The sequence below is a fragment of the Hyalangium gracile genome (assembly GCF_020103725.1).
Classification (GTDB): domain Bacteria; phylum Myxococcota; class Myxococcia; order Myxococcales; family Myxococcaceae; genus Hyalangium; species Hyalangium gracile.
Map to the genome: position 1 here is coordinate 198,440 of NZ_JAHXBG010000008.1, position 24,164 is coordinate 222,603.

Genomic DNA, 24,164 nt, shown 5'->3' on the forward strand with positions numbered 1-24,164 from the left:
GCGCCGCGAGAAGGTAACGGCATCCCGGTACCGTCACCAAGCAAGTCGCTAGAACCTTGTAGACCTGTCGGAGTTCGTGCGCAGAAGGACTCCAGTGGCGGCGATGCCTGAGCACCAGACGCCCTGAGCACTGCCAGCATGGATGGCGGGTGACGAGAGGTGCCCCTCAGTGAACCGGGGTAGGGGGCTCTTCGTAGCTGTAGGTCCGCTTCAGGGCCTCGCAGAACTCGGCATCCTGACTCAGTGCCTGGACAACGGCTGCAAAGGACTTCCCCGCGCTACGCACTTCTCGGGCGGGGAAGCCCTGTGTGGCGAGCGCCAGGTTGTGCTTCGCGCCGAGGCACACGGATTCTTTCGGCTTCACCACTTCATCGAGCGCTTGCCGATCCAGTTCCCACTTCCGGAACTGCTCGACGTCTCGGCGGCTGTAGTGGGTCTCGCAGAGCCGGATGGCTTCCGTGGTGTTCTGGAAGAGCCACGCCTCGATGCTGTAGTAGGGCACGGTCTGCTTGAGTCGCTCCATGCGCTGCGTGGCTCGCGCTTCGAGGGCCGCGCTCTCTGGCCTCCTGCCCTCCTTCTTTTCCCACTCCTCGAGCTTCGACTGGATGAGCTGGCGGACCTTCACCCAGACCTGCTCCTTGAACTTCGTCACGTTCTCGCTGGAGTCACGATCCTTCCAGGTCCTGTCCCCATCGAAATGGAAGAACGCCCATCCGTTCTCCAGCAGTAGCTGGGTCGCGAGCGTTCTCACGAGTTCCACCTGCTTGTTGCGATCACGAAGCTTGGTGCTCTTCCAGACGTTTGCGTGGAGGGCCTGCAGGGCCTCCTTGTTCCGTACAGGCTCGAAGGTGATCTTGTCCTGTTGGGTCTGGACGTGCTCGTCAACCTGCTTGAGCAACTCCTTGACCAGCCGCTGGAGCGTGTCGAACGCGTCTGCCCCTGAATCTTCCGGCAGCAGCAGGATCGAAAGGCAGGGCGCGCGGCGGTTCACCACAATCCTCGGGTCCGGAGGATCTCGCTGACGTGCTGGATGCCCACCTGGTAGGCACTGAAGAAGCCTTCCGCGTCTTCGGCGGTCATGTTCTCCCAGCGCAAGATCTCGCGCTCTCCTTGTTGCTCCGATCGGCACAAGACGAAGGAAGAGCGGACCTCGTCGGCGGACTCGAAGCCCAGGTAGTCGAGCAGCAGCGGATTCTGACTCGTCAGGAAGGACTGCCGCTCTCCCAAATCATTGAGGCAGGCCTCGATCCACTCGTGGTGCATGCCGTTGACCAGTTCGTCCGCCACCACGCAGGTTGGGTTGCATGCCAGGTAGTAGTAGAAGGAGAGCAATCGCTTCTGCCCGTAGCTCAGCAGCGTGTGATTGATGATGGAACGATCGGACTTGGTGAAGTCGAAGCGCATGTTGCCGAAGTCGATGATCTCCATCCCTTGAGGCTCGGTCCTACGGGCGGTGCGTTGGAGACGAATCTTTGCGGACTTGAAGCCGAGGAGTTGGATCACACGCTCGAGGAATTCGGCTCCTGATGTACCTGTTTCGACCCGGAGTTCATCAGTGTCTGGAGCCTCCTGGATTTGCTGTTGGATTCTCGTAGCGAATGACGCGGGGCTTCCGTCACGGAAGCTGACTGCATACTGCCCCTTGTTCTCTAAGGAGTGTGCGGAGCAAGACTGCTCCGAGTGGGTAATTTCGTTGAGATATTCCAGGGATTCATCGAAGCGTTGAAGGAGTAGGAGGTTGTACCCTGCGAGGAGTGCGAGCGTCAGCGTCACCCCTCGGTACTCCGAGGCCTTCTCCGGAAGCTGAAACATCATGAGCTGCACGACGCTCCACATCATTTGTGCGCCCGCGATCGGAGCTGAAGAAATCCACTCGTCTATGAGGGAGCCATCCAGCTCACACAGGGTCAGTTTCGAGCCGTCGAACTTGAGAGCGCGCTCATGAGGCAATCTCTGCCCACTCAGGATGATCTCGCCCGAGGTCTCATAGCGCTCACTGCGCGCACGCAGACCTTCCTCAAAGAGCCCACGCATATCTGGAGTCAACCCTGGATCTGGCGGAGTTGTGCCTCCCGCTAGCCTGTTGCGAAGTCGGATTGTCGCTCGCGCGCCCGGTGCCTCCAGGTCATATTCGATCGAGAACGGGGCTCTAAGCAGTGGGCTGAAATTCCAGCTCAAGATCGACACGATGAGGTTCAGCAGCGTGGTCTTGCCCGTGCCGTTCTTCCCGAGCAGCACGTTGAACGAGTCCCGGAAGCGCAGCTCAGTCCCCGGCGTCACATTTCGGAACTGGTCGATCTTCAGGCGCTTGAGCTTGACCATGGCAGGAGTCCAGGACGCTCACCTTAGCGCGAGGCTCGTGTCGGTCCACTACCCGACTCGGCTCTTCAGCCGGGTGGTAGGCGCTTCTTCATCCGCAGCAGGCCGTAGGCCGCCAGGCTCGAGGCATCCTTGATGCGGCCCTCCAGCACGAGGGCCTCGAACTCCTCGACCGTCACCCGCCTGCACACCAGATCGCTCTCCTCCGGCGACAGCCGCTGTGGCCCCGGAGACAGCTCCTCCGCCAGGAACACGTGCATGCCCTGGGTGGAGTAGCCCGGCGCGTTGAAGACGTGGCCCAGGTACGTCATCCGCCCTGCCACCAGCCCCGTCTCTTCCTGCAGCTCGCCCGCGGCCACCGTCTCCGGCGACGCGTCCTTCTGGTCCTCCCACATGCCCTGTGGGAACTCCAGGTAGCGGCCCTGCACCGGATACCGGAACTGCTCCACCAGATGAAACGCGCCGTTCTCGTACGGGATGATCAGCGCGAAGTCCGGCTTGCTCACCACCCCGTAGATGCCGCTCGAGCCGTCCTGCCGCTCGATGGCGTCCTCTCGCACCGTCATCCACCGGTTCCGGTACACCTCTCTCGAGGAGATTGTCTTGATGCTCATGGGCTGGCGCTCGCCACGGGTTTGAACTCCACGACCTGGATCCTACACTCCGCGGCATGCGCCTCCTTCGCTGGCTGCTCCTCCCCCTCCTCCTCGCCGCCCCGCCAGCGGTGGCTGAAGAGCCCCCCATCCGCCTGGCTCCCGGTGAGCAGCAGGTGCTCGACGTCCCCGGCCTCCGCCGCGTCGCCGTCGCCGCTCCCGACATCGCGGACGTCAAGGTGGTGGGCAAGGGCCAGCTCCTCATCACCGGCCAGCGCCGCGGGCGCACCACCCTCACGCTGTGGACGGACACGAAGCAGTTCCAGCGCTCGCTCCTGGTGGACGCCCCCCGCGCCGAGGACCTCATCCGCGAGCTCAAGGCCTTCGGCTTCACCGAGCTCGAGGTCCGCACCGTCAACGAGCGCCTCGTCGTCAACGGCCACGTCGAGTCCGTCCAGGACATGCGCAAGCTGCGCTCCGTCGTCGCCGGCCGCTCGGACGTGACGCTCCTGGTCGGCCTGGATGCCCGCGTCGTCCAGGCCGCCCTCACCGTCACCGCCGAGCAGATCAACACCGCCCTCGAGCGCGCCGGCATCGTCGCCGCCAAGGCCGTCGTCGTCGGCCAGCGCATCCTCCTCGAGGGCTCCGTCTCCGACGACGCCGAGCGCGAAAAGGCCCAGCGCATCGCCGACTCCTTCTATGGCGAGCTGCGTGAGGCGCTCGGTCCACCTTGACACACATGGTGGTCAAACGAGTGGCCCACTTCAGGGGTTTTGTTTGACACGACCTTGACGCATCCCTATTGTCCGGCGCCATTGTCTACCCAGGGGGTAAAACCCTGTGTTTTCGGGCAGATACACGCGGGGGCTCAGCGGACCCAAGGAGCGGCGGTCTGGGAGAGCGCAGATCCACGGCCGCCGCGCATGGAAGCACCGCGAGGAAGTCCCCGCGGTAGAGGCTGAGCGTCACCGATGACCACTGTCGAGATCATCTTCCTGGGCGTGTACTTCGCCGTCCTGTGTGTGCTGGCCGTGTACGGCTCGCACCGCTACCGGATGGCGTACCTGTACTACCGCCACAAGTTCAAGCTGCCCACCCCCAAGGGCGTGCTGCCTACCCTACCGCGCGTCACCATCCAGCTGCCCATCTTCAATGAGATGTATGTGGTGGAGCGCCTGGTGGACTCGGTCTGCCGCATCGACTACCCGCGCGAGCTGCTGGAGATCCAGGTCCTGGATGACTCCACGGACGAGACGTGCGGCATCGCCCGCGCGTGCGTGGAGCGCCACCGCCGGGCCGGCCTCAACATCGTCTATATCCACCGCACCAACCGCCAGGGCTTCAAGGCGGGCGCGCTGGAGAACGGCCTGAAGCTGGCCTCGGGCGAGTTCGTCGCGGTGTTCGACGCGGACTTCGTGCCCACCCCGGACTTCCTGCGCCGCACGGTGCCCTTCTTCGTCGACTCCAAGGTCGGCATGGTGCAGGTGCGCTGGGGCCACCTCAACCGCGAGTTCTCCATCCTCACCCAGGCCCAGAGCATCTTCCTGGACGGGCACTTCATCATCGAGCACACGGCGCGCAACCGCTCCGGCTGCTTCTTCAACTTCAATGGCACCGCCGGCATCTGGCGCCGCGCCACCATCGAGGACGCCGGCGGCTGGCAGCACGACACGCTCACCGAGGACCTGGACCTGAGCTACCGCGCCCAGCTCAAGGGCTGGCAGTTCATCTTCCTGCCCGAGGTCATCTCCCCGGCCGAGGTGCCGGTGGACATGAACGCCTTCAAGAGCCAGCAGCACCGCTGGGCCAAGGGCTCCATCCAGACGGCCAAGAAGCTGCTGCCCACCATCCTCAAGAGCGACCTGCCGTTCGAGGTGAAGCGGGAGGCCTTCTTCCACCTCACCAACAACATGGCCTACCTGTTGATGGTGCTCCTGTCGGTGCTGATGCCGCTGTCCATGGTGGTGCGCTTCCATCACGGGCTGTACGGCACGCTCTTCCTGGATCTGCCCTTCTTCATCACCGCCACCGCCAGCGTGTGCTTCTTCTACGTGGCCACCCAGCGCGAGCAGGGCATCCGCGGCTGGGAGCGGGTGAAGTACCTGCCGTTCCTGATGAGCCTGGGCATCGGCCTGGCCATCAACAACGCCAAGGCGGTGCTGGAGGCGCTGCTCAACCAGCAGTCCGGCTTCGCGCGCACGCCCAAGACGGGCTCCGAGGGCAAGAAGGTCGTCCAGGTGAAGAAGACCTACCTGGGCGCCAAGACGCTCATGCCCCTGGTGGAGCTGGCCTTCGCGGCCTACTTCACCGGCGCGCTGTGGTTCGCCATCGACGCGCGCATCTACACCTCGGTGCCCTTCATCGTCCTGTTCCAGGCTGGCTTCCTGTACGTGGGCGCCTCCAGCCTGCTCCAGGGCCGCCTGAAGCCCGCCGAGCCCGCTGCCAGCATCAAGGCTGCCGCCGAGGAGCAGGCGCACCGGGCGGCTTGAGCGCTCTGGCGTCCGGGGCTTGCTACCCGGCGTCCGGCACGCCCGCTCCGGCGTCCGGAGCCTGAGTCCCCGCGTCGGGGCCCGGTACGCCCGCGTCCGCCGGCTCCGGGCTCACCGCCGGAGGAGGGCCCCGGCGCAGCACCTGCTCCGTCCACGTGGGCGCCGGTCCGCTCGGGGGAGGGCGGCACGCCTCGTTGATGGACGTCTTCCACACCGAGCGCAGCGTGAGGGTCTCCCGGCCGCAGGCCGTCACTTCCGTGGGGAACTTCACCGGGCAGGGCGTGCCCGCGCTGAAGCCCGTGGCATGCGTGGAGCCCACGAAGCCCTCGGGCGTCCGGCCCAGCACGATCGTCACCGCGCCCCCATCCGGGGTTGCTCCCACGCCCCCGTCCGGGCGGGTGTGGAGCAGGGAGAGGGAGAGGATCCGGCCATCGTCCTCTGCGAGGTAGCGGAAGGCCGGGTTTCCTACATGGTGATACTCGCCCGCCTGGCTCTGTTCGCAGCCAGGAGGGACGTTCACGGTCGGCGGACCGACGTTACGGGTAGGGCAGGCGACGAGACTGGCGGAGGCGACAGCTCCCAGGGTGATCCCCAGGGGAAAGGGTCGAGACATGGCCGCGCATCTTTCATCACCCGGTGGCGGATGGCACAGGGTTTGACCCCCCAGTTACGACTCTCTAACCTTCGGGGTGCCATGTCTTTCTCCCGTGCCTTCGTCTTCGCGCTGGTGGCCACCCTGGTCGCGCCGCCGGCTCTCGCCCAGGACGACCTGTTCGTCCCCCTCCCGAACGAGGGAAAGACCAAGCCGAAGGCCAGCAAGCGCCGCCCCCCGGCCAAGAAGGCCACGGCGAAGAAGTCGGAGCCGGCGCCCGCGGATGACGATCTGTTCGTCCCGATTCCCTCCAACAACCCCAGCCCTGCCAACAACAAGAAGCCCGCCACGGCGAAGAAGCCGCCGGAGCAGGCCCCCGCGGATGACGATCTGGTCGTCCCCATCGCGCCGACGAAGACCGAGATGCTCGTGAAGCTGGGCGGCGGCATCAAGGGCGCGCGCCTCTTCGTGGACAACAAGGACATGGGCCCGCTGCCCATGTCCGCGCCCATCTCCATCGACACGGGCGAGCACACCATCGTCGTCCGCCGGCCGGGCTTCGCCGACTTCAACCGCCGCGTCACCGTCCAGCAGGGCAAGCCGTGGGAGCTGCCCGTGACGCTCGAGGCCGTGGCCGGCGTGGTGACGGTGACGTCGGACGTGCCGGGCGCCAGCGTGGCCATCAACGGCCAGACGCGAGGCCAGGTGCCGCTCTCCAGCCTGGTGCTCAAGCCGGGCTCGTACGAAATCGTCGTGAGCAAGGAGGGCTTCGAGCCCGAGACCAAGAGCCTCTCGGTGAAGGCGGGCAAGGACTACACGGTGACCACCAGCCTGCGGCCCTCCGAGAAGCCCACCGCCGTGGCCAGCTCGGACCGTCCGGAGCGCCCGGTGCTCACGCCCACCGACTCGGGCGTCGACACGAGCCCCAGGATTCCGCTCACGGACGAGGAGCCGGAGGTGAGCACCAGCTCGCCCTGGTACAAGCGCTGGTACGTCTGGGCCGGCGTGGGCGTGCTGACCGCCGCCGCCGCGGGCGCCGTGGTGGCCACGCAGGGCGGTGGTGCCAAGCCGCTGTCCGCCGACACCGTGTGCAACGGGCCGTGCGACGCCACCATCAACGGCAGCGGCATCATGCGGCTGGGCGGCCGCTGACGACGGCCAGGGCTACTGCCCGCGCAGATCGTCCTCGGCGCCCTTCGTCGGGGACTCCAGCAGCAGGAACACGTTGCTCACGCGGCCCACGCCCGAGTAGTCCAGCGCCGTCGCGCGCACCTTGAAGGGCGCGCTCTCGGGCAGCAGGCTCGTGATGTCCACCACGCCCGGCTCGAAGTTGAAGGCCATGGGGCCCACGCTGTCGACCTGCTCCTTGCCCACGCGGACCATGTCGGTGAAGCCCACCGCGCCGCGGTTGAGCACCTGGCCCTTCTCGTCCAGCACCTCGAGCAGGATCAGGTTGTCCACCGAGAAGCCCTCCTTGCCCGCCGCGTCGCCGTAGAGGCGCGCCCGGGCGCCCTCCAGCCGCAAGAGCGGCGTCTCTCCCGTGGCCACCACGCGCGGGGTGCGCTCGAAGTCCCGCGTGTCGATCTCCACGTCCTCGCGCCGGGCGTCGATCTGCGACGTCTCCCGCTCGGGCGTGTCCGCCAGCAGCTGCAGCGGCCGAGGAGGCCCGGAGCGGGTAGGTGTAGCGGGCACCTGTTTTACGCAGGCGAGAAAGGAGACAGCCACAGCGGCCAGGAAGAGTTTGCGGGCAGTCATGCCAGGGCTTGTAGCGAGCGCTTCGCGGAGGGGTCAACTAGCATTCCCCCCATGGCGCCAGCTCGTTCGTGGATCATCCTCGCGCTGCTCCTGTGCGCGGCTCCGGCCCTGGCCGGCGGTTCGCCCGAGGTGCAGCTCTGTCTCCAGCACCTCAAGCCCTCGGAGCGCGAGCGGGCCGAGAAGCAGCTCGGTCCCCTGAACGAGCTGCCGCTCTACCGGGTGCAGCTCGACGTGGATCCGACCAAGCGCGAGGTGACGGGCAAGGTGCAGGTGGAGGTGCTCGCGAGGAAGCGGACCCTCTCCGAGCTGTTCCTGCGGCTGACGCCCAACGCCTCCGGGAGGAAGGTGACGCTCTCGGACGCGAAGCTGGATGGCCAGCCCGTGGCCCTGGAGCGCCCCGAGCCGACGCTGATCCGCATCCCGGTGAATCCGCCCCTGGAGCCCGGCGCCCTGGCGAAGCTGGAGGTGACCCTCCAGGCGAGCGTCCCGCGAGGCAAGGCGAACACCGGCTCGCTGCTGGCGGCGCTGGGGGCCTCGGGGCCGCCGGGAGACTACGGCGCCTTCTCGGCCGTGCCGGACTTCCTGAGCCTGGTGGGCATCGTGCCGATGATGCCTCCGCTGAACCCGGATGGGACGCCGTGGGCAGGGCCGTCGGGCATCGGCGATCTGGCGCTCTATGAGCCGTCCAACGTGCTGGCCACCGTCACGGTGCCGTCCGGCTGGCAGGTGCACGCCACGGGCGTGGCGATGGGCGAGGTGCCCGAGAAGACGCGCGGGGTGCGCTACAGCTTCGCCGCGGCGCTGGTGCGCGACTTCCCCGTGTTCGTCTCGCGCGGCTACGAGAGCGTCTCGAAGACGGTGGGGGACGTCACCGTGGAGAGCTTCTATGCCTCCCGGGACGCGGCGGTGGGCAAGCGCGTGCTGCAGTACACGGCCTCCGCGCTCCAGACGTTCGAGTCGAAGCTCGGGGCGCTGCCCTACAAGCACTTCCGGGTGGTGGAGGCCCCGCTGTCGGACGGCGCGGGCGGCATGGAGTTCCAGGGCCTCATCACCGTGGGCACCTCGCTGTACCGCGGGGCGGCGGACCCCAACAGCATCTTCGAGGGCGTGAAGGGCATGGAGATGTTCCAGGGCATGCTGGAGCAGATGTCCGCGCTGGGTGGGGGGCAGGCCGGCGGCGCGGCGAGCCCGTTCGCGCACATCGCCAAATCCATCGAGCGCACGGTGGAGTTCACCGTCGCGCACGAGGTGGGGCACCAGTACTTCGCGGGCCTGGTGGGCACCGACCCCATCAAGGATCCGGTGGCGGACGAGGCGCTCACCCAGTACGCGGCGGTGCTGTACTTCGAGTGGGCGCACGGCAAGGCGGCGGCGGAGTCCCTGCGGCAGGAGGCGCTGGTGGCCGCCTACCAGATGCACCGGATGATGGGCGGCGAGGACGGCCCGGCCCAGCGGCCCACCGAGGAGTTCAGCAGCTCGGTGGAGTACGGCGCCATCGTCTATGGCAAGGCGCCGCTCTTCTACCACTCGGCGCGCAAGCTGGTGGGGGACGAGGCCTTCTTCCGGGGCCTGCGCTCGTACGTGGACACCTACCGCTACAAGTGGGCCTGCGTGGACTGCTTCCGCAAGGAGCTGGCGAAGACGAGCTCCGGCACCTCCGGGGCGCTGGAGCGCCTCCAGAGCCGCTGGTGGAAGGAGACGCACGGAGACGAGGACCTGGGCGCGCCCAGCCTCGAGACGCTCATGGGCAGCAGCATGGGGGACATGAAGCTCGACCCGGAGACCATGAAGCTGCTGGAGGAGATGCTGGGCGGCATGTCGGGCAAGTAGGCCCCGGCCGCCTCAGTCGAACAGCGCCTTCACGAACTCGCGCGGCTCGAAGCGGCGCAGGTCGGCGATCTTCTCGCCGACGCCCACCCAGAGCACGGGGATCTTCAGCTCGTCGCAGATGCCGATGATGACGCCGCCCTTGGCGGTGCCGTCCAGCTTGGTCAGCGCGATGCCGGTGACGCCCACCGCCTCCGAGAACTGCTTGGCCTGCTGGATGGCGTTCTGACCGTTGGTGGAGTCGAGCACCAGGAGCACCTCGTGGGGCGCGCCCTGCAGCGCCTTGCCCATCACGCGGTGGACCTTCTTGAGCTCCTCCATGAGCGGGGCCTTGGTGTGGAGCCGACCCGCGGTGTCCGCGATGACGACGTCCGCGCCCGTCTCCCGCGCCTTCTTCACCGCCTCGAAGATGACGGCGCCCGGGTCTCCGCCGTCCTCGCCCTTCACCAGCTCCGCCTTGGCCCGAGCGGCCCACACGTCCAACTGCTCGGTGGCGGCGGCGCGGAAGGTGTCTCCCGCGGCGAGCACCACCTTCTTCCCCGCGCCGGTGAGCTGCGCGGCCAGCTTGCCGATCGTCGTCGTCTTCCCCGCGCCGTTGACGCCCACCACCATCACCACGTGCGGCGGCCCACCGCCCTGCAGCGTGTTCGGCGTCGGCAGGTCGACGATGCGCGCCACCTCCTCGCGGATGAGGGCCTTGATGCGCTCGGGGTTGCTCAGCTCGTTGCGCTTGAGCTTGTCGCGCGCCAGCTCCACCAGGTTGGACGCGGTGCGCACGCCGATGTCCGCGGTGAAGAGGATCTCCTCCATCTCCGCCAGCACGGACTCGTCCACCTGGCGGTTCTGGCCGAACAGGCCGTTGAGGCGGGCCATGAAGCCCTGGCTCTTCGTCTTGTCCAGGCCCTGCGCCAGCGTCTTGCCGGCCTCGGCCTGGAGCTTGGCGCGCTCGGCCGCCGCCTCCGCCTGACGGGCCGCCTCGGCCTCCGCCGCCTCGCGGGCCTTCTGCTCCCCCAGGAGCCGCTCGGCCTCCTCGCGCTCGCGGCGCTTGCGCTCCTTGGCCTCCTCGTCGGCGGCCTTCCTCGCGCGGTACTCGGCGCGCTTCTCCTCCTCCTCCTTCTCCTTGAGGACGCGGGCCTCGGCCTCCAGGCGGGCGCGCTCGGTGGCGTCCGTGGCCTGGCTGGCCGCGCGGGCCGCCTGCTCGCGCTGACGGGCCAGCTCCTCGGCGCGGGCGTGGGCCTGCTCGGCCTCTCGCTGGCGGGCCAGCTCCGCCTCCGTCTTCGGCAGCTCCACGCGCAGCTGGGGCGTCTCGGCCGGGAGCGTCGGCTTCTCGGCCTCCGCGGGCACCGTGGGCTTGCCGGGCTTCTCGGGGACGCGAGGCGCCTTGAAGAAGAGCTTGCGCCCGGCCAGCACCAGCAGGAGCAGGAAGAGCAGCCCCAGCCCGTAGCCCACCACCTGGGACGCGGGGCTCGCCTCGGGGGCCGGCGCGCCTGGCGGGGTGCCGGGCTGGCCCGGTGTCGTCTCCGGGGGAGCGGGCACGGGGGCAGGGGCGGGCACCTGCGCGGCGAGGACGTCCAGGGCGGTCGGAGTCTTCATGGGCGGACCGCTTATACCAATCCGGTGTTGGATGCAGCGCCTCTGGACCGGTAAAACCGTCCCCCATGCGCCTCTCGTCCCTGTCCCTGCTGCTCCCCACGGCCCTGCTGTGCGCCTGCATCATCGAGGCACCGGGGGGCGTCTCCGAGGCCGAGCGCCGCCAGGCGACGGTGCCGCAGGTGCCGCCGTTGACGCTGAAGAACGGCGCCAACCTGGGCGGGAAGGTGGAAGTCGTGGGCGCCACGGTGCAGCCGGGCCGGATCGTCCCGGGCGAGGCGGCCCGCATCACCGTCTTCTTCAAGGTGCTCCAGCCCCTGGACGAGGACTACATGGTCTTCGTCCACGTGGAGGACTCGGACGGGCGGATGGAGCGGATGAACCTGGACCACAAGCCGGCCGGCGGCATCTATCCCACCACCCAGTGGAAGCCGGGCGAGACGGTGAGGGACGAGTTCTCCCTGTACCTGCCCTCGGGGACGGCCTCACGCGCGGTGAACCTGTGGATGGGGCTGTGGGATCCGCGCACCGACGCGCGCCTGCAGCTCAAGAACCCGGAGGCGGTGCGCAACGACGGGCGCGACCGCATCATGCTGGCGCAGGTGCCAGTGGCGCAGCGCTAGAGGGAAAAAAGCCGGAGCGGCCCTGTAAGCCGAGTTTTGTCCCCACCCCTTTCGGGGCAGGTGGCGAACATTCGTCTAGGGCCCTGGTTGCCCAGGGGCCTCATCAGCGAGCAACCCGAGCGCATCGGACGGGCCATCCTTGTCCCCCAACCGCGAGGACGCGCTCCTATTGGCTCTTGCTCCAGGTGGGGTTTACCGTGCCGCTCGAGTCACCCCGAGCGCGGTGCGCTCTTACCGCACCGTTTCACCCTTACCCGCCCCTTGCGGAACGGGCGGTTTGTTTTCTGTGGCACTGTCCTGCGAGTCACCTCGACTGGCCGTTAGCCAGCACCCTGCCCTGTGGAGCTCGGACTTTCCTCCCGCCACCCGTTCCTGCAGTGGCCAGCGTTCACCCGGGCCGCTCCGGCATCCGCTGCATACAACAGGTCGGGGGCCAGGGTCACTCCGCCTGACAGGACTTCTGTCGGCTTCCCGAAGCGTGCCTTCCGCCAACGGTCAGTGCCTGCCCGCCTGCCCTCTATGAGAGCTTTTCGGGGCTGGCGGTGTTACGAACCCCCCAGGGGAGTGCCCGGCCCGGTCCTTCCAACGTCGTCCCATCCTCCGCTCGCTCCTTCGCCTCATGAGGCCTTCGCACCCCGGTCCCTCCCACTCCTGGTCCCTGCGATGGCACCTCACCTTCCTGATCGGGGGGGCGATGCTGCCCGTGGTGGCGTTCTCGGGGCTTGTCGTGCTGCAGCTCGCCAGCGAGATGCAGCGCTCCATCGAGCGCCGCCTGCAGCGCGCGGCCCACGTGATGAACGCCTCCTTCGAGCGGGAGGTCGCGGCGACGGTGCGCACGCTCCAGGCGCTGGCGGGGGCCGCGTCGCTCGACCGGGGGGATCTCCACGGCTTCCGGGAAGAGGCCATCCGCGTGCAGGCGACGCAGCCCTCCTGGCTCACGGTGCTGCTGCTGACGCCGGAGGGCCAGCAGCTCGTCAACGTGCGCCAGCCGCCCGGAGCGCCCCTGTCCCAGGCCACCGAGCCCGAGAGCGTCCGTGGCATCGTCGAGACGCGCCAGCCCACGGTGGGCAGCCTCAAGCGGAGCCCCTCCTCCCAGCGGTGGGCCTTCCCCGTCCGGGTGCCGGTCATCCGGGACGGCCAGCTCAAGTACGTGCTCACGGCGGTCATCCCCCCTGAAGCGCTGGAGGCCGTCGCCACGCACGAGCAGCCCGCGGAGGAGGGGGAGTTCACCCGCACCATCGTCGACAGCCAGGGCCTCATCGTCTTCCGCACGCGCAGCCCCGAGCGCTTCATCGGCACGCCCGCCACGGCCACCTATCGCAAGAACACCCTGGCGGCGCTCGAGGGGGTGTTCCGCAGCGTCACGCTGGAGGGGACACAGTCCTATGTGGCCTTCAGCCGCTCGCCGTCCTCGGGCTGGGTCTCCTCCGTCGTGGTCCCCGTGGAGCTCATCGACGGCCCCCTGCGCAGATCGCTCTGGGTCGTCGCCGTCTCCGGGCTGCTGGCCATGCTCGTGAGCACCGGGGGCGCGCTCGTCTTCGCCCGGCGCTTCGCCCGTGGCATCCGCTCCGTGGCGGTGGCGGCGGACTCGCTGGCCCACGGGGAGCAGCCGCTCATCGAGCCCTCGACCATCGCGGAGGTGGATCGGGTGGGCCAGTCGCTCGTGGTCTCCGCCGAGCGCCTGCGCCAGCACGCGCAGGAGGAGCAGCGCGCCCGCGAGGGGCTCGAGGCGGCCGTGCGCGCGCGGGACGAGTTCCTCTCGCTCGCCTCGCACGAGCTGAAGACGCCCCTCACCTCGCTGATGCTCCAGACGCAGCTGCTCCAGCGCCGGCTCGAGCGCAACGAGTCCCTGCCGCCGGGGGGGCTGACCAGGCTGCTGGACCAGACGGCCCGGCAGACGCGGCGGCTGTCGCGGCTGGTGAACGACATGCTCGACATCTCGCGCATCACCGCCGGCAAGCTCGCGCTGGAGCGTGAGACGTTCGAGCTGGCGGCCTTCGCGAGCGAAGTCGTGGCCAAGCTCACCCCCCAGCTGAGCGAGGCGGGGTGCGAGGTGTCGGTGCGGACGACGGAGCCTGTCCTCGGGCACTGGGATCGCTACCGGCTCGAGCAGGTGCTCACCAACCTGCTCACCAACGCGGCGCGTTATGGGGCCGGCACCCCCGTGGAGGTCTCCGTCCGTCGCCTCGAGCAGCGGGCGGAGCTCCGGGTGAGGGATCAGGGCCGCGGCATCGCTCCGGCCGACCAGGAGCGCATCTTCCGCAAGTTCGAGCGGGCCGTGGGCGGCCATGAGGTGGCCGGGCTCGGGCTGGGACTGTTCATCGTGCGCGAGATCGTCGAGATGCACGGCGGGTCGGTTCACGTCGAGAGCGCGCTCGGGCAAGGTGCTACCTTCGTCGTCATTCTTCCTCTCCAGGCGTCTCTGGCCCTGGAGGACGTGTCAAAGGAATCCCTCGGATGAAGCTCACCACCAGCGTGTTGCTGGTTGCGGGCCAGCCGCCTGATCCCGCGCTCCTGGCGACCGTCCATGAAGTCCTGGGCGGGAAGGCCGTGCACGCCGCTTCCGGTGAGGAGGCGCTGTGGTGGGCCCAGCAGGAGGACTTCGTCGCCGTCCTCGTCGAGGCGTCCCGGATGACGGCGGCGCGAGAGGGCCTCGAGCTGGCGCGCAAGCTCCGCGAGCAGGAGCGCTCGCGGCACACGCCGCTCCTGGTCCTGACGGACGCTCCCCGGGACGTCATGCCCCTGTTCCAGGGACAGGCGCTCGGGCTGGTGGACTACCTGCCGAAGCCGCTGGAGGCCGAGCTGCTGCGCGCTAAGGTGTCGGCCTTCGTGGAGCTGTTCCGCGAGCGGCAGGAGCTGAGACAGCAGGCGGCGCGGCTCCACGAGGAGGAGCTGGCGCGGCGGCAGTCGCTGCACGAGGAGCGGCAGCGCTTCTTCGCCCTGGTGGAGAACTCGCCGGACTTCATCGGCATCGCGGATGTGGCGGGGGTGCCCGTCTACGTGAACCCGGCGGGCCGCCGCCTGGTAGGGCTGGGCCAGGAAGAGGACGTGGGGCGCATGTCCATGGTCCAGTACTACGCGCCCGAGGCCCAGTCGCTGGCTCAGGAGATCATCATCCCCACCATGGTGAGGGAGGGCCGCTGGGAGGGAGAGGCGCGCTTCCGGAACTTCAAGACGGGGGCCTCCATCCCCGTGTCCGACACCCACTTCAGCATCCAGGATCCCGGCTCGGGGCGGGTGATCGGCTACGGCACCATCACCCGGGACATCTCCGACAGGCGGCAGGGCGAGGAGGATCGCGAGCGCATCCTCAAGGAGCTGGGCGAGGCGGTGCGGCTGCGGGACGAGTTCCTCCTGGTGGCCAGCCACGAGCTGAAGACACCGCTCACGCCGCTGAGCCTCAAGCTGCAGTCCCTGGAGGCCGTGGCCCGGGCCGAGCCGGACTCACCGCTGGCCCAGCGCCTGGTGAAGGACGTGGAGCTGATGCGCCGCCAGGTGCGGCGCCTGGCCGATCTGGTGAATGACCTGCTGGACGTGTCGCGCATCACGACCGGACGACCGAGGCTGTCCTACGAGCAGGTGGACCTGCCGGTGCTGGTGCGGGAGGTGGTGGAGCGGTTCGAGTCCCAGGCCGAGCGCGCGGAGTGCACCATCGAGGTGACCTCGGAGAGCTCCATCCTCGGAGAGTGGGATCGGCTCCGGCTGGAGCAGGTGCTGACGAACCTGCTGTCCAACGCCCTCAAGTACGGCGCGGGCAAGCCGGTGCACGTCCAGGTGCGCTCCGGAGTCACCCGCGCGTGGGTGCTGGTCCGGGACGAGGGGATCGGCATCGAGCCCGAGGCGCTCGAGCGCATCTTCCAGAAGTACGAGCGGGCGGTGTCCTCGCAGCACTACGGAGGCATGGGCCTGGGGCTGTACGTCACCCGGCAGCTCGTGGAGGCGATGGGCGGCGTGGTGCGGGTCGTCAGCACGCCGGGGCAGGGGGCCACCTTCACGGTGGAGCTGCCGCGCTACCCGGGGCGCGAGCAGAAGGGCGAAGGCTTCCCCCTATAAAGGAGGGAAGCCGCGTCCTCACGCCGCGGGCTTCCGCGTGGCCTGGCGCGAGTCGAAGCGCTCCCGCAGGCCGTGCACGAAGGCATAGAAGGTGGGCAGCGCCAGCAGGGTGAAGAGGGTGGACGTGAGCAGCCCGCCCACCATCACCACCGCCAGGGGCCGTTCGACCTCGGTGCCGTGCAGCGGCAGCACCAGCAGCGGCAGCAGGCCGAGGATGGCCGTGCCCGCGGTCATCAGCTTGGGCCGGACGCGGCCGAGGCTGGCCTCGCGGATGGCCTCGGGGAAGGGTCGCCCTCGGGCCAGGAGCTCCTTCGTCTGCGCCACGAGCACCAGCCCGTTCTGCACGGCGATGCCGAACAGCCCGATGAGGCCCACGAGGCTGGAGACGTTCCATGTCTCTCCGGTGATGAGCAGCGCGAGGATGCCGCCCACGAAGGCGTCCGGCAGGGTGGCCAGGATGACGAGCGCCTCGGCCAGGGAGTCCAGCGCCAGGTACAGCAGGAGGAAGACGGCCAGGATCGCCACCGCGATGGCGATCGCGAGCGACTGCGCGGCGCGCTCCTGGCTCTCCACCCGGCCGCCCACGTCGAGGAAGTAGCCGGTGGGCAGGTTCAGCTCCGCCGCCAGCCTCTCGCGGACCTCGGCCGCCGTGCTGCCCAGGTCCCTGTCGGAGACGCTGGCCTCGGTGGCGATGCGGCGGCTGCCCGCCTCGCGGCGGATGCTGCCCGCGCCGAACGTCTCCTCGATGGTGGCCAGCTGGCTCAAGGGGATGCGGGTGCCGTCATGGCCGTCCACCAGGAGGTTGCGGATGGCGTTGATGTCTCCCCGGCGGTGGTCCGCCAGGCGCAGCACCAGGTCATAGCGCCGCTGCCCCTTCCACACCTGGGGGAACTCCTGGCCCACCAGCCCCACGCGCAGGGCTCGGATGACGTCGCCAGGGGTGAGGCCCACGCGGGCCACCGCCGCCCGGTTCACGGTGATGCGCAGCTGCGGGAGGCCGCTGAGCTTCTCCACCCGGAGATCCTCCACGCCCTCCACCTTCGCCATGATGGCGCGGGCCCGCTCGCCCAGCGTGGCGAGCGTCGCGAGGTCCGGTCCGAAGATGCGCACCGAGATGTCCGCGGGGCTGCCACCCAGGCCCTCGTCGATGCGCATGCCCAGGGGCGTCGTGAAGAGGGCGGACACGCCGGGGACCTTCTCCACCGCCTCGCGCATCTCCGCCTCCAGGGTCGCCAGGTTCCTCGCCCTGTCTGGCTTGAGGACGATGAGCACGTCCGAGATGGTGTGCGGCATGGGGTCCTCGGTGCGCTCGGCGCGGCCCGTGCGGCGCACCACGTCGTCGACCTCGGGGAACTCGCGCAGCACGTCCTCCACGCGGTGGTTGAGCCGGTCCACCTCCTCGAGCGAGGCCTCCGGGGGGAGGATCGTCTGGAGGAGGAAGGCGCCCTCGTCCAGGCGGGGCATGAAGTCGCTGCCCACCGCGAAGGCCAGCCCCAGCGCCGGCACGGTGATGGCGAGCGCCACCAGCCGCACGAGCCCCGCCCTGCGCATGCAGGCATCCAGGATCGGCGCGTAGACGGCCTTCACCTTGCGGATGAGCCACACGTCCTCGGGCTGGTCCGGGCGGTGGGGGCGCAGGAAGAGGCCGGAGGCGACCGGCACCAGCGTGAGGGCCAGGGCCAGCGACGCCGCGAGGCACGCCACCACGGCCGCCGCCAGGGGGCGGTACATGCGCCCCTCGATGCCCGTCATGGCGAACAGGGGGATGAAGACGGACACGACGATGAGGGTGGTGAAGGCGATGGGCCGGCCCATCTCCATCGAGGCGGCGAGCGCCTCCTCGCGCACGGACCGTCTGCCGGCGCCTTCCCGGAGATCGTGGATGATGTTCTCGGTCACGATGATGGCCGCATCCACCAGCAGGCCCACGGCGATGGCCAGTCCTCCCAGCGTCATGGTGTTGAGGCCGATGCCCGCGGCCTTCAGCAGCAGCCCGGCCAACGCCAGGGACAGGGGGAGGGTGAGCGTGACGATGAGCGCCGCGCGCCAGTCTCCCAGCAGCGCGAAGAGCACGAGCACCACGAGGAATGCGCCGAGCAGGATGGCTCGGCTGACGCCCCCCAGCGCGGAGCCCACCAGCTCGGACTGGTCGTAGACGATGCGCAGCTGCACGCCGGAAGGCAGGCTCTGCCGCACCTCGGCGATGGCCTGACGCACGCCCTCGGTCACCCGCATCGTGTCCGCGCCGAACTGCTTGCTGACGCGGCAGCTCACCACCTCGCCCTTCAGGCGGTGGGCGAGGCCTCGACGCACGGCCGGCGCCTCGCGCACGTCCGCCACGTCTCCCAGCAGCACGGGGGTTCCGGCGCGCACGGCCACCACGGCGCTGCGCAGATCATTCACCGTCTGGGCCCGTCCCACCGCGCGCACCGTCCACTCCATGGGCCCCTGCACCACGAAGCCGCCCGAGGCGTTGAGGTTGGCGCCCTCCAGGGCGTGCTCCACCTCGTCGAGGGTGATGCCTCGGGCCACCATCTCGTCCGGATCGAGCTGGACCTGGAACTGCCGCAGGTAGCCGCCCAGGCGCTCCACTCCCGCGACCCCTGGGACAGCCAGCAGCCGGTTCTTCACCTCGAACTCGGCCAGGTCGCGCAGCGTCATCAGATCGGCCGTGCCGGGCTCCGCCTCGAGGGTGAACTCGAACACCTCGTTGAGCCGTCCGGTGAGGCTGGAGACGAGCGGTGCGTCCGTGCCGGGAGGCAGCTCGCCCTGGGCCTGGGCCACCCGCTCGGCGACGTACTGGCGGCTGCGGAAGTAGTCCGCGTCGGGCTCGAACTCCACGGTGACCTGGGTGACGCCGAGCTGCGAGGTGGAGCGGACGCGGCGAACCTCCGGCAGGCCCGCCAGCGCCACCTCCATGGGAATGGCCACGGCCGTCTCCAGCTCCTCCGCGCCCATCGCCGCGTTCTGCACGATGATGTTGAAGATGGGGGCGGACAGGTCCGGGAAGACGTCCCGGCGCAGGCCCTGGAGGGCCACCGCTCCCAGCGCGGAAGCGGCCAGGGCGAGCAGCACCGTGAGGCCCGGCCGGGAGAAGGACGCCCGCAGGAGCCGGTTGATGGGCGAGGGGCTTGCTTCAGTGCTCATGCGCTTCCCCTCCGCCCGCGGACTTCTCCACCTCGGATCTGAGGAGGAAGGCTCCCTCCACCACCACCTGGTCTCCTGCCTTCAAGCCCGAGAGCACCTCCACGACTTCTCCGAGCGTCCGGCCTCGTCCCACCTGTCGCCGCGCGAACACTCCCTTCTCCTCGGTGGGGAGGAAGGCCACCCAGCCGTTCTCCAGGCGCTGGAGGGCCTGGGTCGGGACGGTGGTGATGGCGGCTCCGGCTCCTCCCAGGGGAATGGAGGCGGAGGCGGACATGCCGGGCCTCAGCAGGCCGTCGCGGTTGTCCAGCTCCAGCCGCACGGGGATGGTGCGTGAGGCGGCGTCCACCTGCTGCCCGACGTGGCCGACCCGGGCGGAGAACTCCTGGCCCGGGAAGGCCGCGAAGGAGACGCGCGCCTCGGCGCCCTGCTTGAGGCGTACCGCATCACGCTCGAAGGCGTGGACGATGAGCCACAGGTGGTTGAGGTTGCCGATGCGGAAGAGGGGCTGCGATGGGTCCGCCATCTGGCCGAGCCGGGCGTTGCGCTCGATGACCGTGCCCTCGATGGGCGAGCGCAGCGTGAACCCCGGCGCTCCCTGTCCGTGGAGCAGCTCCTCGCTGCCCGCGCTCAGGGCCACCAGCTGGGCCCTCGCGGCGGAGACCTCGGCCTCGGCGGCGGCGGCCTCCGCCTCGGCGGCCTGTACGTCCTTCTGGGCCACGATGCGCTCGGCGGCGAGCGTGCGCTTGCGCTCGGCGGCCTGACGGGCGGCGGTGGCGCGGGCCTGGGCCGACTGGAGGGCGGCGCGTGCCTTGCCCAGCTCGGGGCTCTGCAACTCCGCCAGCTTCTGTCCTTCCTTGACCTGCTGGCCCGTCGTCACCGCCACGGCGCTCACTCGGGCAGGGATGGAGGAGGCCACCTCGGCGTAGGCGTTCTCGTCGAACGTCAGCTCGCCCAGGACGAGGACGCTCTCGCCGACGGGACGCGTCGACACCGGCGCGATGGTGATGCGCAGGTCCCGGAGCATCTCGGGATCGATTCGGATGTGGGCCGCGTGCTCCTCTTCGGAGTGGGCCTCCTCCCGCGCCTTCTCCTGCGGCGTGGGGTGCTCCTCGTGCTGATGCTCTTCGCGCTTGCAGGCGGCCAGGGCGATCAACGTCATCAGGAGGCCATAGAGGGGCTTCATGGGAGGACTCCTGTCGCGACGGAGAGCTGCACACGGGCGAGGGCGGCTTCGAGGAGGCTGTCGAGGTAGGCGGCACGAGCATCGAGCGTGTCGCGGCGCACGATGAGGAACTCGGCGAGCCCCATCTCTCCGGCCTCGTAGGACTTACGGGCGAGCGACTCGTTGTCAGCCAGCAGCGGAAGGGCATCGCGCTCCAGCAGCGCCAGGGCCTCCTGCCGCTTGTGGTGGTGGGCGAGGGCGGCCTCCTGCTGGACGTCCCGAGCGCGGCGGGCGGCTTCCAGCGCTGCCTGGAGGCGGCGCACCCGGGCTTCTCCCGTCACCTGGGCCTCCTGTCCCCGGGCGAAGAAGGGCAGGGGCACGTTGAGGGTGCCGAGGATGGCGGACTCGCCGGCCTCGCGCTGGTAGCGCACGCCGACGCCCACGTCGGGCCACGCGCTGCGCTGACCCAGGCGCAGCTCCGCCTCGGCCTGCGCCAGCTCCGCCTCCAGGGCCGCGATGTCCGGGCGCACTGCTGTCCGCGAGGAGGGGGTCGTCGATGCAGAGGCCAGGGCCCGCAGCTCCCCGCGCAGTCCGAGGGCGTGCTGGGCGGGGAGTCCCAGCAGGGCCCTCAGCTCCCCGAGGATGGCGGCTTCCTCGCCTTCCGTGCCCGCGACGTCCGCCCGGGCTCGAGCAAGCGCCACGCGTGCCACGTTCACGTCCACGACGGGGACGTCCCCCGCCTCGAAGCGCCGCTGGACGGAGTGGGCCGTGTCCTGGGCGGCCTGCTCGACGGCGCGAGCCAGGCGCAGTCGCTCCTGGACGTGCAGGGCGCGCAGGAAGGTGGCGGCCACCTCGCCGAGGACGCGTCGCTCCACGTCCTGCCGCCAGGCCGTCTCCCGGGCGAGGCCCGCGCGGGCGGACTCCAGACGGGCCCCCCGCTTTCCTCCCAACTCCACCTGCTGGACGAGCCCCACTCCCACATCCAGGGCCTGCTCTCCATTGGAGCGGGTGCGCGGGCCCGCCTCCGTCTGCAGCGTCGGGTTGTCCCGGAGCAGGGGAGAGGCGCCGGCCACGGGCCCCTGGGCCTCGGCGACACGGCCCGCGGCTTCGAGCAGGGCAGGGGACTGCCGCCGGGCCATGGCCACGGCTTCGTCGAGAGTGAGCTCTGTCGGCTGTGCCGCACCGGAGCGCGGCCAGAGAAGCGCGGCGGTCAGCCCGAAGGCTGCCGTCGCAAGTCGAACGGACACGGAGAAGACCTCGCGTAAGGAGGCAGGCGCCAGGACGGCGGTACCCGGGACGGACGGGGGTACACCGGCCTGGAGAGGCCCGCGGACGGAATGACGGTCGTGTGGCCTACGCGAGGGCGACTATGGGCACGTGGAGGATCTCGCCCACCTCCAGGGAGGGCGGCTCCTGCTCTTCGTGCGAGATGCTCGGGGAGGGAGGGAGGTCCTGCTCGAGGGACGGGGAGAGAGAGAGCACCACCGGGGGCACATGGCTGCAGCAGGAGCAGTCGGTGCAGTCCGGAGCGCACTCTCCGCGCTCGTCATCATCCGGGCAGCTCTGCGCGCAGATGCTCCCTGGGGCTCCGGCGGACACGAAGCCGGAACCGCCGATGGAGGCGACGAGCAGCGCGATGAGGCAGAGCCAGATCCGGAACACTGGAGTGCTTTGTAACACCTTCAGGCCAGGGAGACCCAGGTGATCTTGCCGGAGTGTCCAGCGGACCGGCATTTACCCCCGGGCTCTCTCCGAGGACTCGCCCGGCTCACGCAGCAGGGCCTGCAGGTCCTCGGGGATCGGCATGGGCGTGAAGATGCCCACGTTGGCGCCCCCCGTGTTGCCCAGCGGCGCACGCCCGAGCAGGGAGCCCGGACCCGCGAGGACCAGGCGAGGAAGCTGTCCGAGCATCTCTCCCCAGTTCCTCCGGCGCCAGGCGAAGGTGAACATCGCCCAGTGGACGCGGAGGTGAGGCCCCGCGTAGGCCTGACTGAGGATGTGCGCGCGCTCGAGGAACCGCCAGGCGCTGCTCCACTCGCCTCTCGTCTCGGCCTCGACGGACTGGCGAAGCTCCGTCTCGAAGTGCCCGCGCAACCTGGGAGTCATGTCACGCCAGAGCCTAGCCGATCCGGCTTCGCGGCGGATGCGACGGCGCAGCTACATCACGCGGTCCAGGAACCCGGCCAGCCGCTGCTCGTAGTCCTCGCGATCGGCGTCCCAGATGGCGCCGTGGTCCCCCTTGTCCGGAAACCAGGTGGCCTTGGGCCCCGAGTACGCCTCCGCCAGCGCTTGGGTCTGCTGATAGGGAACCAGGCCGTCCCGCATGCTGTGAACGAAATAGACCGGCGTTCCCTTCGCGAGCGGCAAGGAGCGCTCCGGGCTGAGCCGCCCATCGAACCGGCCGCGGAGCATCGTCAGCTGGATGAGGAGCCGCGTGAATCCCTTGGGCATCGAGCGTGTCCCCGGAAACTCCTCGATGAGGCGCTGGAAGCTGGCCATCGGGTTCTCCGCGATCACTCCGTCGAGCCCCGGCATCTCGGGCAGCGCGACCAGGATCGACGCGGCCCCCACCGAGCTGCCCATGGCGTACACCTTGTCGTACTGGCTCGCGAGGTGGAGGTAGGCCGAGAGGACGTCTCGGGACTCGCGGTGTCCGTAGGTCAATCCGGGCACGGGGCAAGGCGCTTCGCCATGGCAGCCGAGATCGAACGTGAGCACGTCGAGCCGGCGATCCAGGAAGAAGCGGATGTGCTTCGTGAGCTGTCTGCGGTCCGAGCCGCCACCATGGATCAGCATGATGGCGCCCTGCGCCGTGCCCCTTCCATTCGCCTCCGCGCGGATGAGCCACCCGGGCAGCTCATAGCCGTTGATGGAGGGCACACGGACTTCGCTGAACTCGAACTCGTGGGTGCCGCGCAGGTTCCCGCACTCCTTGCCCCAGTGTTCCGCGAGCTCGGCGCCACAGACGGCAAGGTCCCGGGTCGCCCCCTTCCAGGAGGGGAAGAGCAACTGGTTGCTGGCGGACCAGAGCCCACCGGCCAACAGGAGCGGCACCACGAGCGCGACGATTCCCACCCATTTCAGTCGCCGTTTCATCTCAGTTCCCCGCGAGCGCCTTCACCAGGTCGTTGAACTTCTCGGTGCCCTCGGAGAGCACGGTGGTGAAGCCCATGCGGAGGGCGGCGTCACGGTCCGCGAGCGAGGTGAAGCGGGCGACCAGCTTCCACTTCGTCTGCCGGCCGGCCTCCTCCAGCGTCACGGTCATGAGGTTGTCGTGGGGGCCGCCGTGCTTGCCGTGGTCGACGTTCTTCCACACCAGCTTCTCGGGCTTCACCACCTCGACGAAGACGAACTCCATCTTGAACTCGGCGCCGTCCGGCGTGCGCATGACGTGACGCCACAGCCCGCCAGGGCGCACGTCCATCTCGCACACCGGGTTCTCGAAGCCACGGCCGCCGTACCACTTCGCGACGTGCTTGGGGTCGGTGAGGGTGGTCCACACCAGCTCGCGAGGGGCGTCGAAGGTGCGGCGCATGACGAGCACCGCCTCTTCGACGGAGGGGGGATCGACGTCGATCTTCATCGGGGGGTCCTTTCGGAGGGCAGACATGGTCGAAGTCACCTGCGGGGCTTCCGGGGTGGGGGCGGAGCCGAGGGAGCGGCCTGCTGCAGCTCCTTCAGGTGCTCGGCCAGGCTGTCGAGGCTTCGATCCCAGAAGCGCCGGTACTCCTCGAGCCACTCGGAGACGGCTTGCAGGGGCTCGGCCTCGAGGTGGCAGGGGCGCCACTGCGCCTCCCGGCCGCGGGAGATGAGGCCCGCGCCTTCCAGCACCTTCAGGTGCTTCGAGATGGCCGCCAGGCTCATGTCGTAGGGCTCGGCCAGCTCCTTCACGGTGGCGTCCCCCGTGGCGAGCCGGGCCAGGAGTCCCCGCCGCGTCGGATCGGCCAGGGCAAAGAGCGTGGCGCTGAGTGGGTCGGTCGTCGTCATGGCGTATTCAACCAAATAGTTATCAAC

The 24,164-nt window shown here is 69.4% G+C and carries 21 protein-coding genes and 1 other RNA gene; 7 read left to right on the top strand and 15 right to left on the bottom strand.

Features of this window, described 5'->3' with window-relative positions; translation table 11 throughout:
• Positions 1–166: 166 nt before the first annotated feature.
• The 3 genes from KY572_RS18185 to KY572_RS18195 all read right to left on the bottom strand — a co-directional run bounded on the left by KY572_RS18185 (position 167) and on the right by KY572_RS18195 (position 2,933).
• Entirely contained in the window at positions 167–991 is an 825-nt protein-coding gene (locus tag KY572_RS18185; protein WP_224244072.1) for a hypothetical protein, read from the bottom strand.
• Positions 988–2,322, bottom strand: a complete 1,335-nt coding sequence (locus KY572_RS18190) for an AAA family ATPase (protein ID WP_224244073.1) — start codon at positions 2,320–2,322, stop codon at positions 988–990. Before KY572_RS18190 ends, KY572_RS18185 begins: the two co-directional genes overlap by 4 nt.
• Positions 2,323–2,387: 65 nt before the next feature.
• Positions 2,388–2,933 carry an NUDIX domain-containing protein gene (locus KY572_RS18195; RefSeq protein WP_224244074.1) on the bottom strand — a complete coding sequence of 182 codons (546 nt, stop codon included), beginning with the start codon at positions 2,931–2,933 and terminating at the stop codon, positions 2,388–2,390.
• A 56-nt stretch (positions 2,934–2,989) separates the two neighbouring features.
• Here KY572_RS18195 and KY572_RS18200 point away from each other — a divergent pair, with 56 nt between their 5' ends.
• Complete coding sequence (locus KY572_RS18200; RefSeq protein ID WP_224244075.1) at positions 2,990–3,646, top strand: pilus assembly protein N-terminal domain-containing protein; 657 nt, start codon at positions 2,990–2,992, stop codon at positions 3,644–3,646.
• Positions 3,647–3,883: 237 nt separating this feature from the next.
• Complete coding sequence (locus KY572_RS18205; protein WP_224244076.1) at positions 3,884–5,401, top strand: cellulose synthase family protein; 1,518 nt, start codon at positions 3,884–3,886, stop codon at positions 5,399–5,401.
• A gap of 22 nt (positions 5,402–5,423) precedes the next feature.
• Here KY572_RS18205 and KY572_RS18210 read toward each other — a convergent pair whose 3' ends face one another.
• On the bottom strand, positions 5,424–6,014 hold the full coding sequence (locus KY572_RS18210; RefSeq protein ID WP_224244078.1) for a hypothetical protein: 591 nt from the start codon (positions 6,012–6,014) through the stop codon (positions 5,424–5,426).
• An 81-nt stretch (positions 6,015–6,095) separates the two neighbouring features.
• Between KY572_RS18210 and KY572_RS18215 the strand changes: the two genes are divergently transcribed.
• Positions 6,096–7,145, top strand: coding sequence for a PEGA domain-containing protein (locus KY572_RS18215; RefSeq protein ID WP_224244080.1), 1,050 nt, complete (start codon positions 6,096–6,098; stop codon positions 7,143–7,145).
• 12 nt (positions 7,146–7,157) lie between these two features.
• On the opposite strand, the gene KY572_RS18220 is transcribed toward KY572_RS18215, so the two are convergent.
• Complete coding sequence (locus tag KY572_RS18220) at positions 7,158–7,748, bottom strand: hypothetical protein (RefSeq protein WP_224244082.1); 591 nt, start codon at positions 7,746–7,748, stop codon at positions 7,158–7,160.
• 51 nt (positions 7,749–7,799) lie between these two features.
• Here KY572_RS18220 and KY572_RS18225 point away from each other — a divergent pair, with 51 nt between their 5' ends.
• A complete protein-coding gene (locus tag KY572_RS18225; protein WP_224244084.1) occupies positions 7,800–9,578 on the top strand; it encodes a M1 family aminopeptidase in 1,779 nt (592 codons plus the stop codon).
• Positions 9,579–9,590: 12 nt separating this feature from the next.
• Here the strand turns inward: KY572_RS18225 and ftsY are convergent, their stop codons facing one another.
• Complete coding sequence (ftsY, locus tag KY572_RS18230) at positions 9,591–11,168, bottom strand: signal recognition particle-docking protein FtsY (protein ID WP_224244086.1); 1,578 nt, start codon at positions 11,166–11,168, stop codon at positions 9,591–9,593.
• Positions 11,169–11,233: 65 nt separating this feature from the next.
• Here ftsY and KY572_RS18235 point away from each other — a divergent pair, with 65 nt between their 5' ends.
• Entirely contained in the window at positions 11,234–11,788 is a 555-nt protein-coding gene (locus KY572_RS18235) for a hypothetical protein (protein ID WP_224244087.1), read from the top strand.
• 9 nt (positions 11,789–11,797) lie between these two features.
• On the opposite strand, the gene rnpB is transcribed toward KY572_RS18235, so the two are convergent.
• Positions 11,798–12,192, bottom strand: an RNA gene (gene rnpB, locus KY572_RS18240) — RNase P RNA component class A.
• Between the two features lie 290 nt (positions 12,193–12,482).
• Here rnpB and KY572_RS18245 point away from each other — a divergent pair.
• Together KY572_RS18245 and KY572_RS18250 are read left to right on the top strand one after the other, a co-directional pair.
• Complete coding sequence (locus tag KY572_RS18245) at positions 12,483–14,249, top strand: sensor histidine kinase (RefSeq protein WP_224244088.1); 1,767 nt, start codon at positions 12,483–12,485, stop codon at positions 14,247–14,249.
• Positions 14,246–15,841 (top strand): sensor histidine kinase, encoded by a 1,596-nt coding sequence (locus KY572_RS18250; RefSeq protein WP_224244089.1) that lies wholly within the window; start codon positions 14,246–14,248, stop codon positions 15,839–15,841. Before KY572_RS18245 ends, KY572_RS18250 begins: the two co-directional genes overlap by 4 nt.
• Positions 15,842–15,859: 18 nt before the next feature.
• Here KY572_RS18250 and KY572_RS18255 read toward each other — a convergent pair whose 3' ends face one another.
• From KY572_RS18255 to KY572_RS18295, 8 genes are all read right to left on the bottom strand, one after another.
• Complete coding sequence (locus KY572_RS18255) at positions 15,860–18,988, bottom strand: efflux RND transporter permease subunit (RefSeq protein WP_224244090.1); 3,129 nt, start codon at positions 18,986–18,988, stop codon at positions 15,860–15,862.
• The gene (locus tag KY572_RS18260) at positions 18,978–20,171 is read right to left on the bottom strand and encodes an efflux RND transporter periplasmic adaptor subunit (protein ID WP_224244091.1); all 1,194 of its coding nucleotides are present in this window, start codon (positions 20,169–20,171) and stop codon (positions 18,978–18,980) included. The genes KY572_RS18255 and KY572_RS18260 overlap by 11 nt, the downstream gene beginning before the upstream one ends.
• Positions 20,168–21,397, bottom strand: coding sequence for a TolC family protein (locus KY572_RS47255; protein ID WP_317987865.1), 1,230 nt, complete (start codon positions 21,395–21,397; stop codon positions 20,168–20,170). Before KY572_RS47255 ends, KY572_RS18260 begins: the two co-directional genes overlap by 4 nt.
• Before the next feature lie 106 nt (positions 21,398–21,503).
• Entirely contained in the window at positions 21,504–21,812 is a 309-nt protein-coding gene (locus tag KY572_RS18275; protein WP_224244092.1) for a hypothetical protein, read from the bottom strand.
• A 72-nt stretch (positions 21,813–21,884) separates the two neighbouring features.
• Positions 21,885–22,256, bottom strand: a complete 372-nt coding sequence (locus KY572_RS18280; protein ID WP_224244093.1) for a DUF3703 domain-containing protein — start codon at positions 22,254–22,256, stop codon at positions 21,885–21,887.
• Positions 22,257–22,307: 51 nt separating this feature from the next.
• A complete protein-coding gene (locus KY572_RS18285; protein WP_224244095.1) occupies positions 22,308–23,246 on the bottom strand; it encodes an alpha/beta hydrolase in 939 nt (312 codons plus the stop codon).
• A gap of 1 nt (position 23,247) precedes the next feature.
• The gene (locus tag KY572_RS18290; protein ID WP_224244098.1) at positions 23,248–23,760 is read right to left on the bottom strand and encodes an SRPBCC domain-containing protein; all 513 of its coding nucleotides are present in this window, start codon (positions 23,758–23,760) and stop codon (positions 23,248–23,250) included.
• 8 nt (positions 23,761–23,768) lie between these two features.
• Positions 23,769–24,137 (bottom strand): ArsR/SmtB family transcription factor, encoded by a 369-nt coding sequence (locus tag KY572_RS18295; protein WP_224244099.1) that lies wholly within the window; start codon positions 24,135–24,137, stop codon positions 23,769–23,771.
• Between the last annotated feature and the right edge of the window lie 27 nt (positions 24,138–24,164).

Bases quoted from the DNA above. Each gene is read 5' to 3' on its own strand.
- KY572_RS18190 (WP_224244073.1), bottom strand. From the start codon at position 2,322: ATGGTCAAGCTCAAGCGCCTGAAGATCGACCAGTTCCGAAATGTGACG.
- KY572_RS18195 (WP_224244074.1), bottom strand. From the start codon at position 2,933: ATGAGCATCAAGACAATCTCCTCGAGAGAGGTGTACCGGAACCGGTGG.
- KY572_RS18200 (WP_224244075.1), top strand. From the start codon at position 2,990: ATGCGCCTCCTTCGCTGGCTGCTCCTCCCCCTCCTCCTCGCCGCCCCG.
- KY572_RS18205 (WP_224244076.1), top strand. From the start codon at position 3,884: ATGACCACTGTCGAGATCATCTTCCTGGGCGTGTACTTCGCCGTCCTG.
- KY572_RS18210 (WP_224244078.1), bottom strand. From the start codon at position 6,014: ATGTCTCGACCCTTTCCCCTGGGGATCACCCTGGGAGCTGTCGCCTCC.
- KY572_RS18215 (WP_224244080.1), top strand. From the start codon at position 6,096: ATGTCTTTCTCCCGTGCCTTCGTCTTCGCGCTGGTGGCCACCCTGGTC.
- KY572_RS18220 (WP_224244082.1), bottom strand. From the start codon at position 7,748: ATGACTGCCCGCAAACTCTTCCTGGCCGCTGTGGCTGTCTCCTTTCTC.
- KY572_RS18225 (WP_224244084.1), top strand. From the start codon at position 7,800: ATGGCGCCAGCTCGTTCGTGGATCATCCTCGCGCTGCTCCTGTGCGCG.
- ftsY (WP_224244086.1), bottom strand. From the start codon at position 11,168: ATGAAGACTCCGACCGCCCTGGACGTCCTCGCCGCGCAGGTGCCCGCC.
- KY572_RS18235 (WP_224244087.1), top strand. From the start codon at position 11,234: ATGCGCCTCTCGTCCCTGTCCCTGCTGCTCCCCACGGCCCTGCTGTGC.
- KY572_RS18245 (WP_224244088.1), top strand. From the start codon at position 12,483: ATGCTGCCCGTGGTGGCGTTCTCGGGGCTTGTCGTGCTGCAGCTCGCC.
- KY572_RS18250 (WP_224244089.1), top strand. From the start codon at position 14,246: ATGAAGCTCACCACCAGCGTGTTGCTGGTTGCGGGCCAGCCGCCTGAT.
- KY572_RS18255 (WP_224244090.1), bottom strand. From the start codon at position 18,988: ATGAGCACTGAAGCAAGCCCCTCGCCCATCAACCGGCTCCTGCGGGCG.
- KY572_RS18260 (WP_224244091.1), bottom strand. From the start codon at position 20,171: ATGAAGCCCCTCTATGGCCTCCTGATGACGTTGATCGCCCTGGCCGCC.
- KY572_RS18280 (WP_224244093.1), bottom strand. From the start codon at position 22,256: ATGACTCCCAGGTTGCGCGGGCACTTCGAGACGGAGCTTCGCCAGTCC.
- KY572_RS18285 (WP_224244095.1), bottom strand. From the start codon at position 23,246: ATGAAACGGCGACTGAAATGGGTGGGAATCGTCGCGCTCGTGGTGCCG.
- KY572_RS18290 (WP_224244098.1), bottom strand. From the start codon at position 23,760: ATGTCTGCCCTCCGAAAGGACCCCCCGATGAAGATCGACGTCGATCCC.
- KY572_RS18295 (WP_224244099.1), bottom strand. From the start codon at position 24,137: ATGACGACGACCGACCCACTCAGCGCCACGCTCTTTGCCCTGGCCGAT.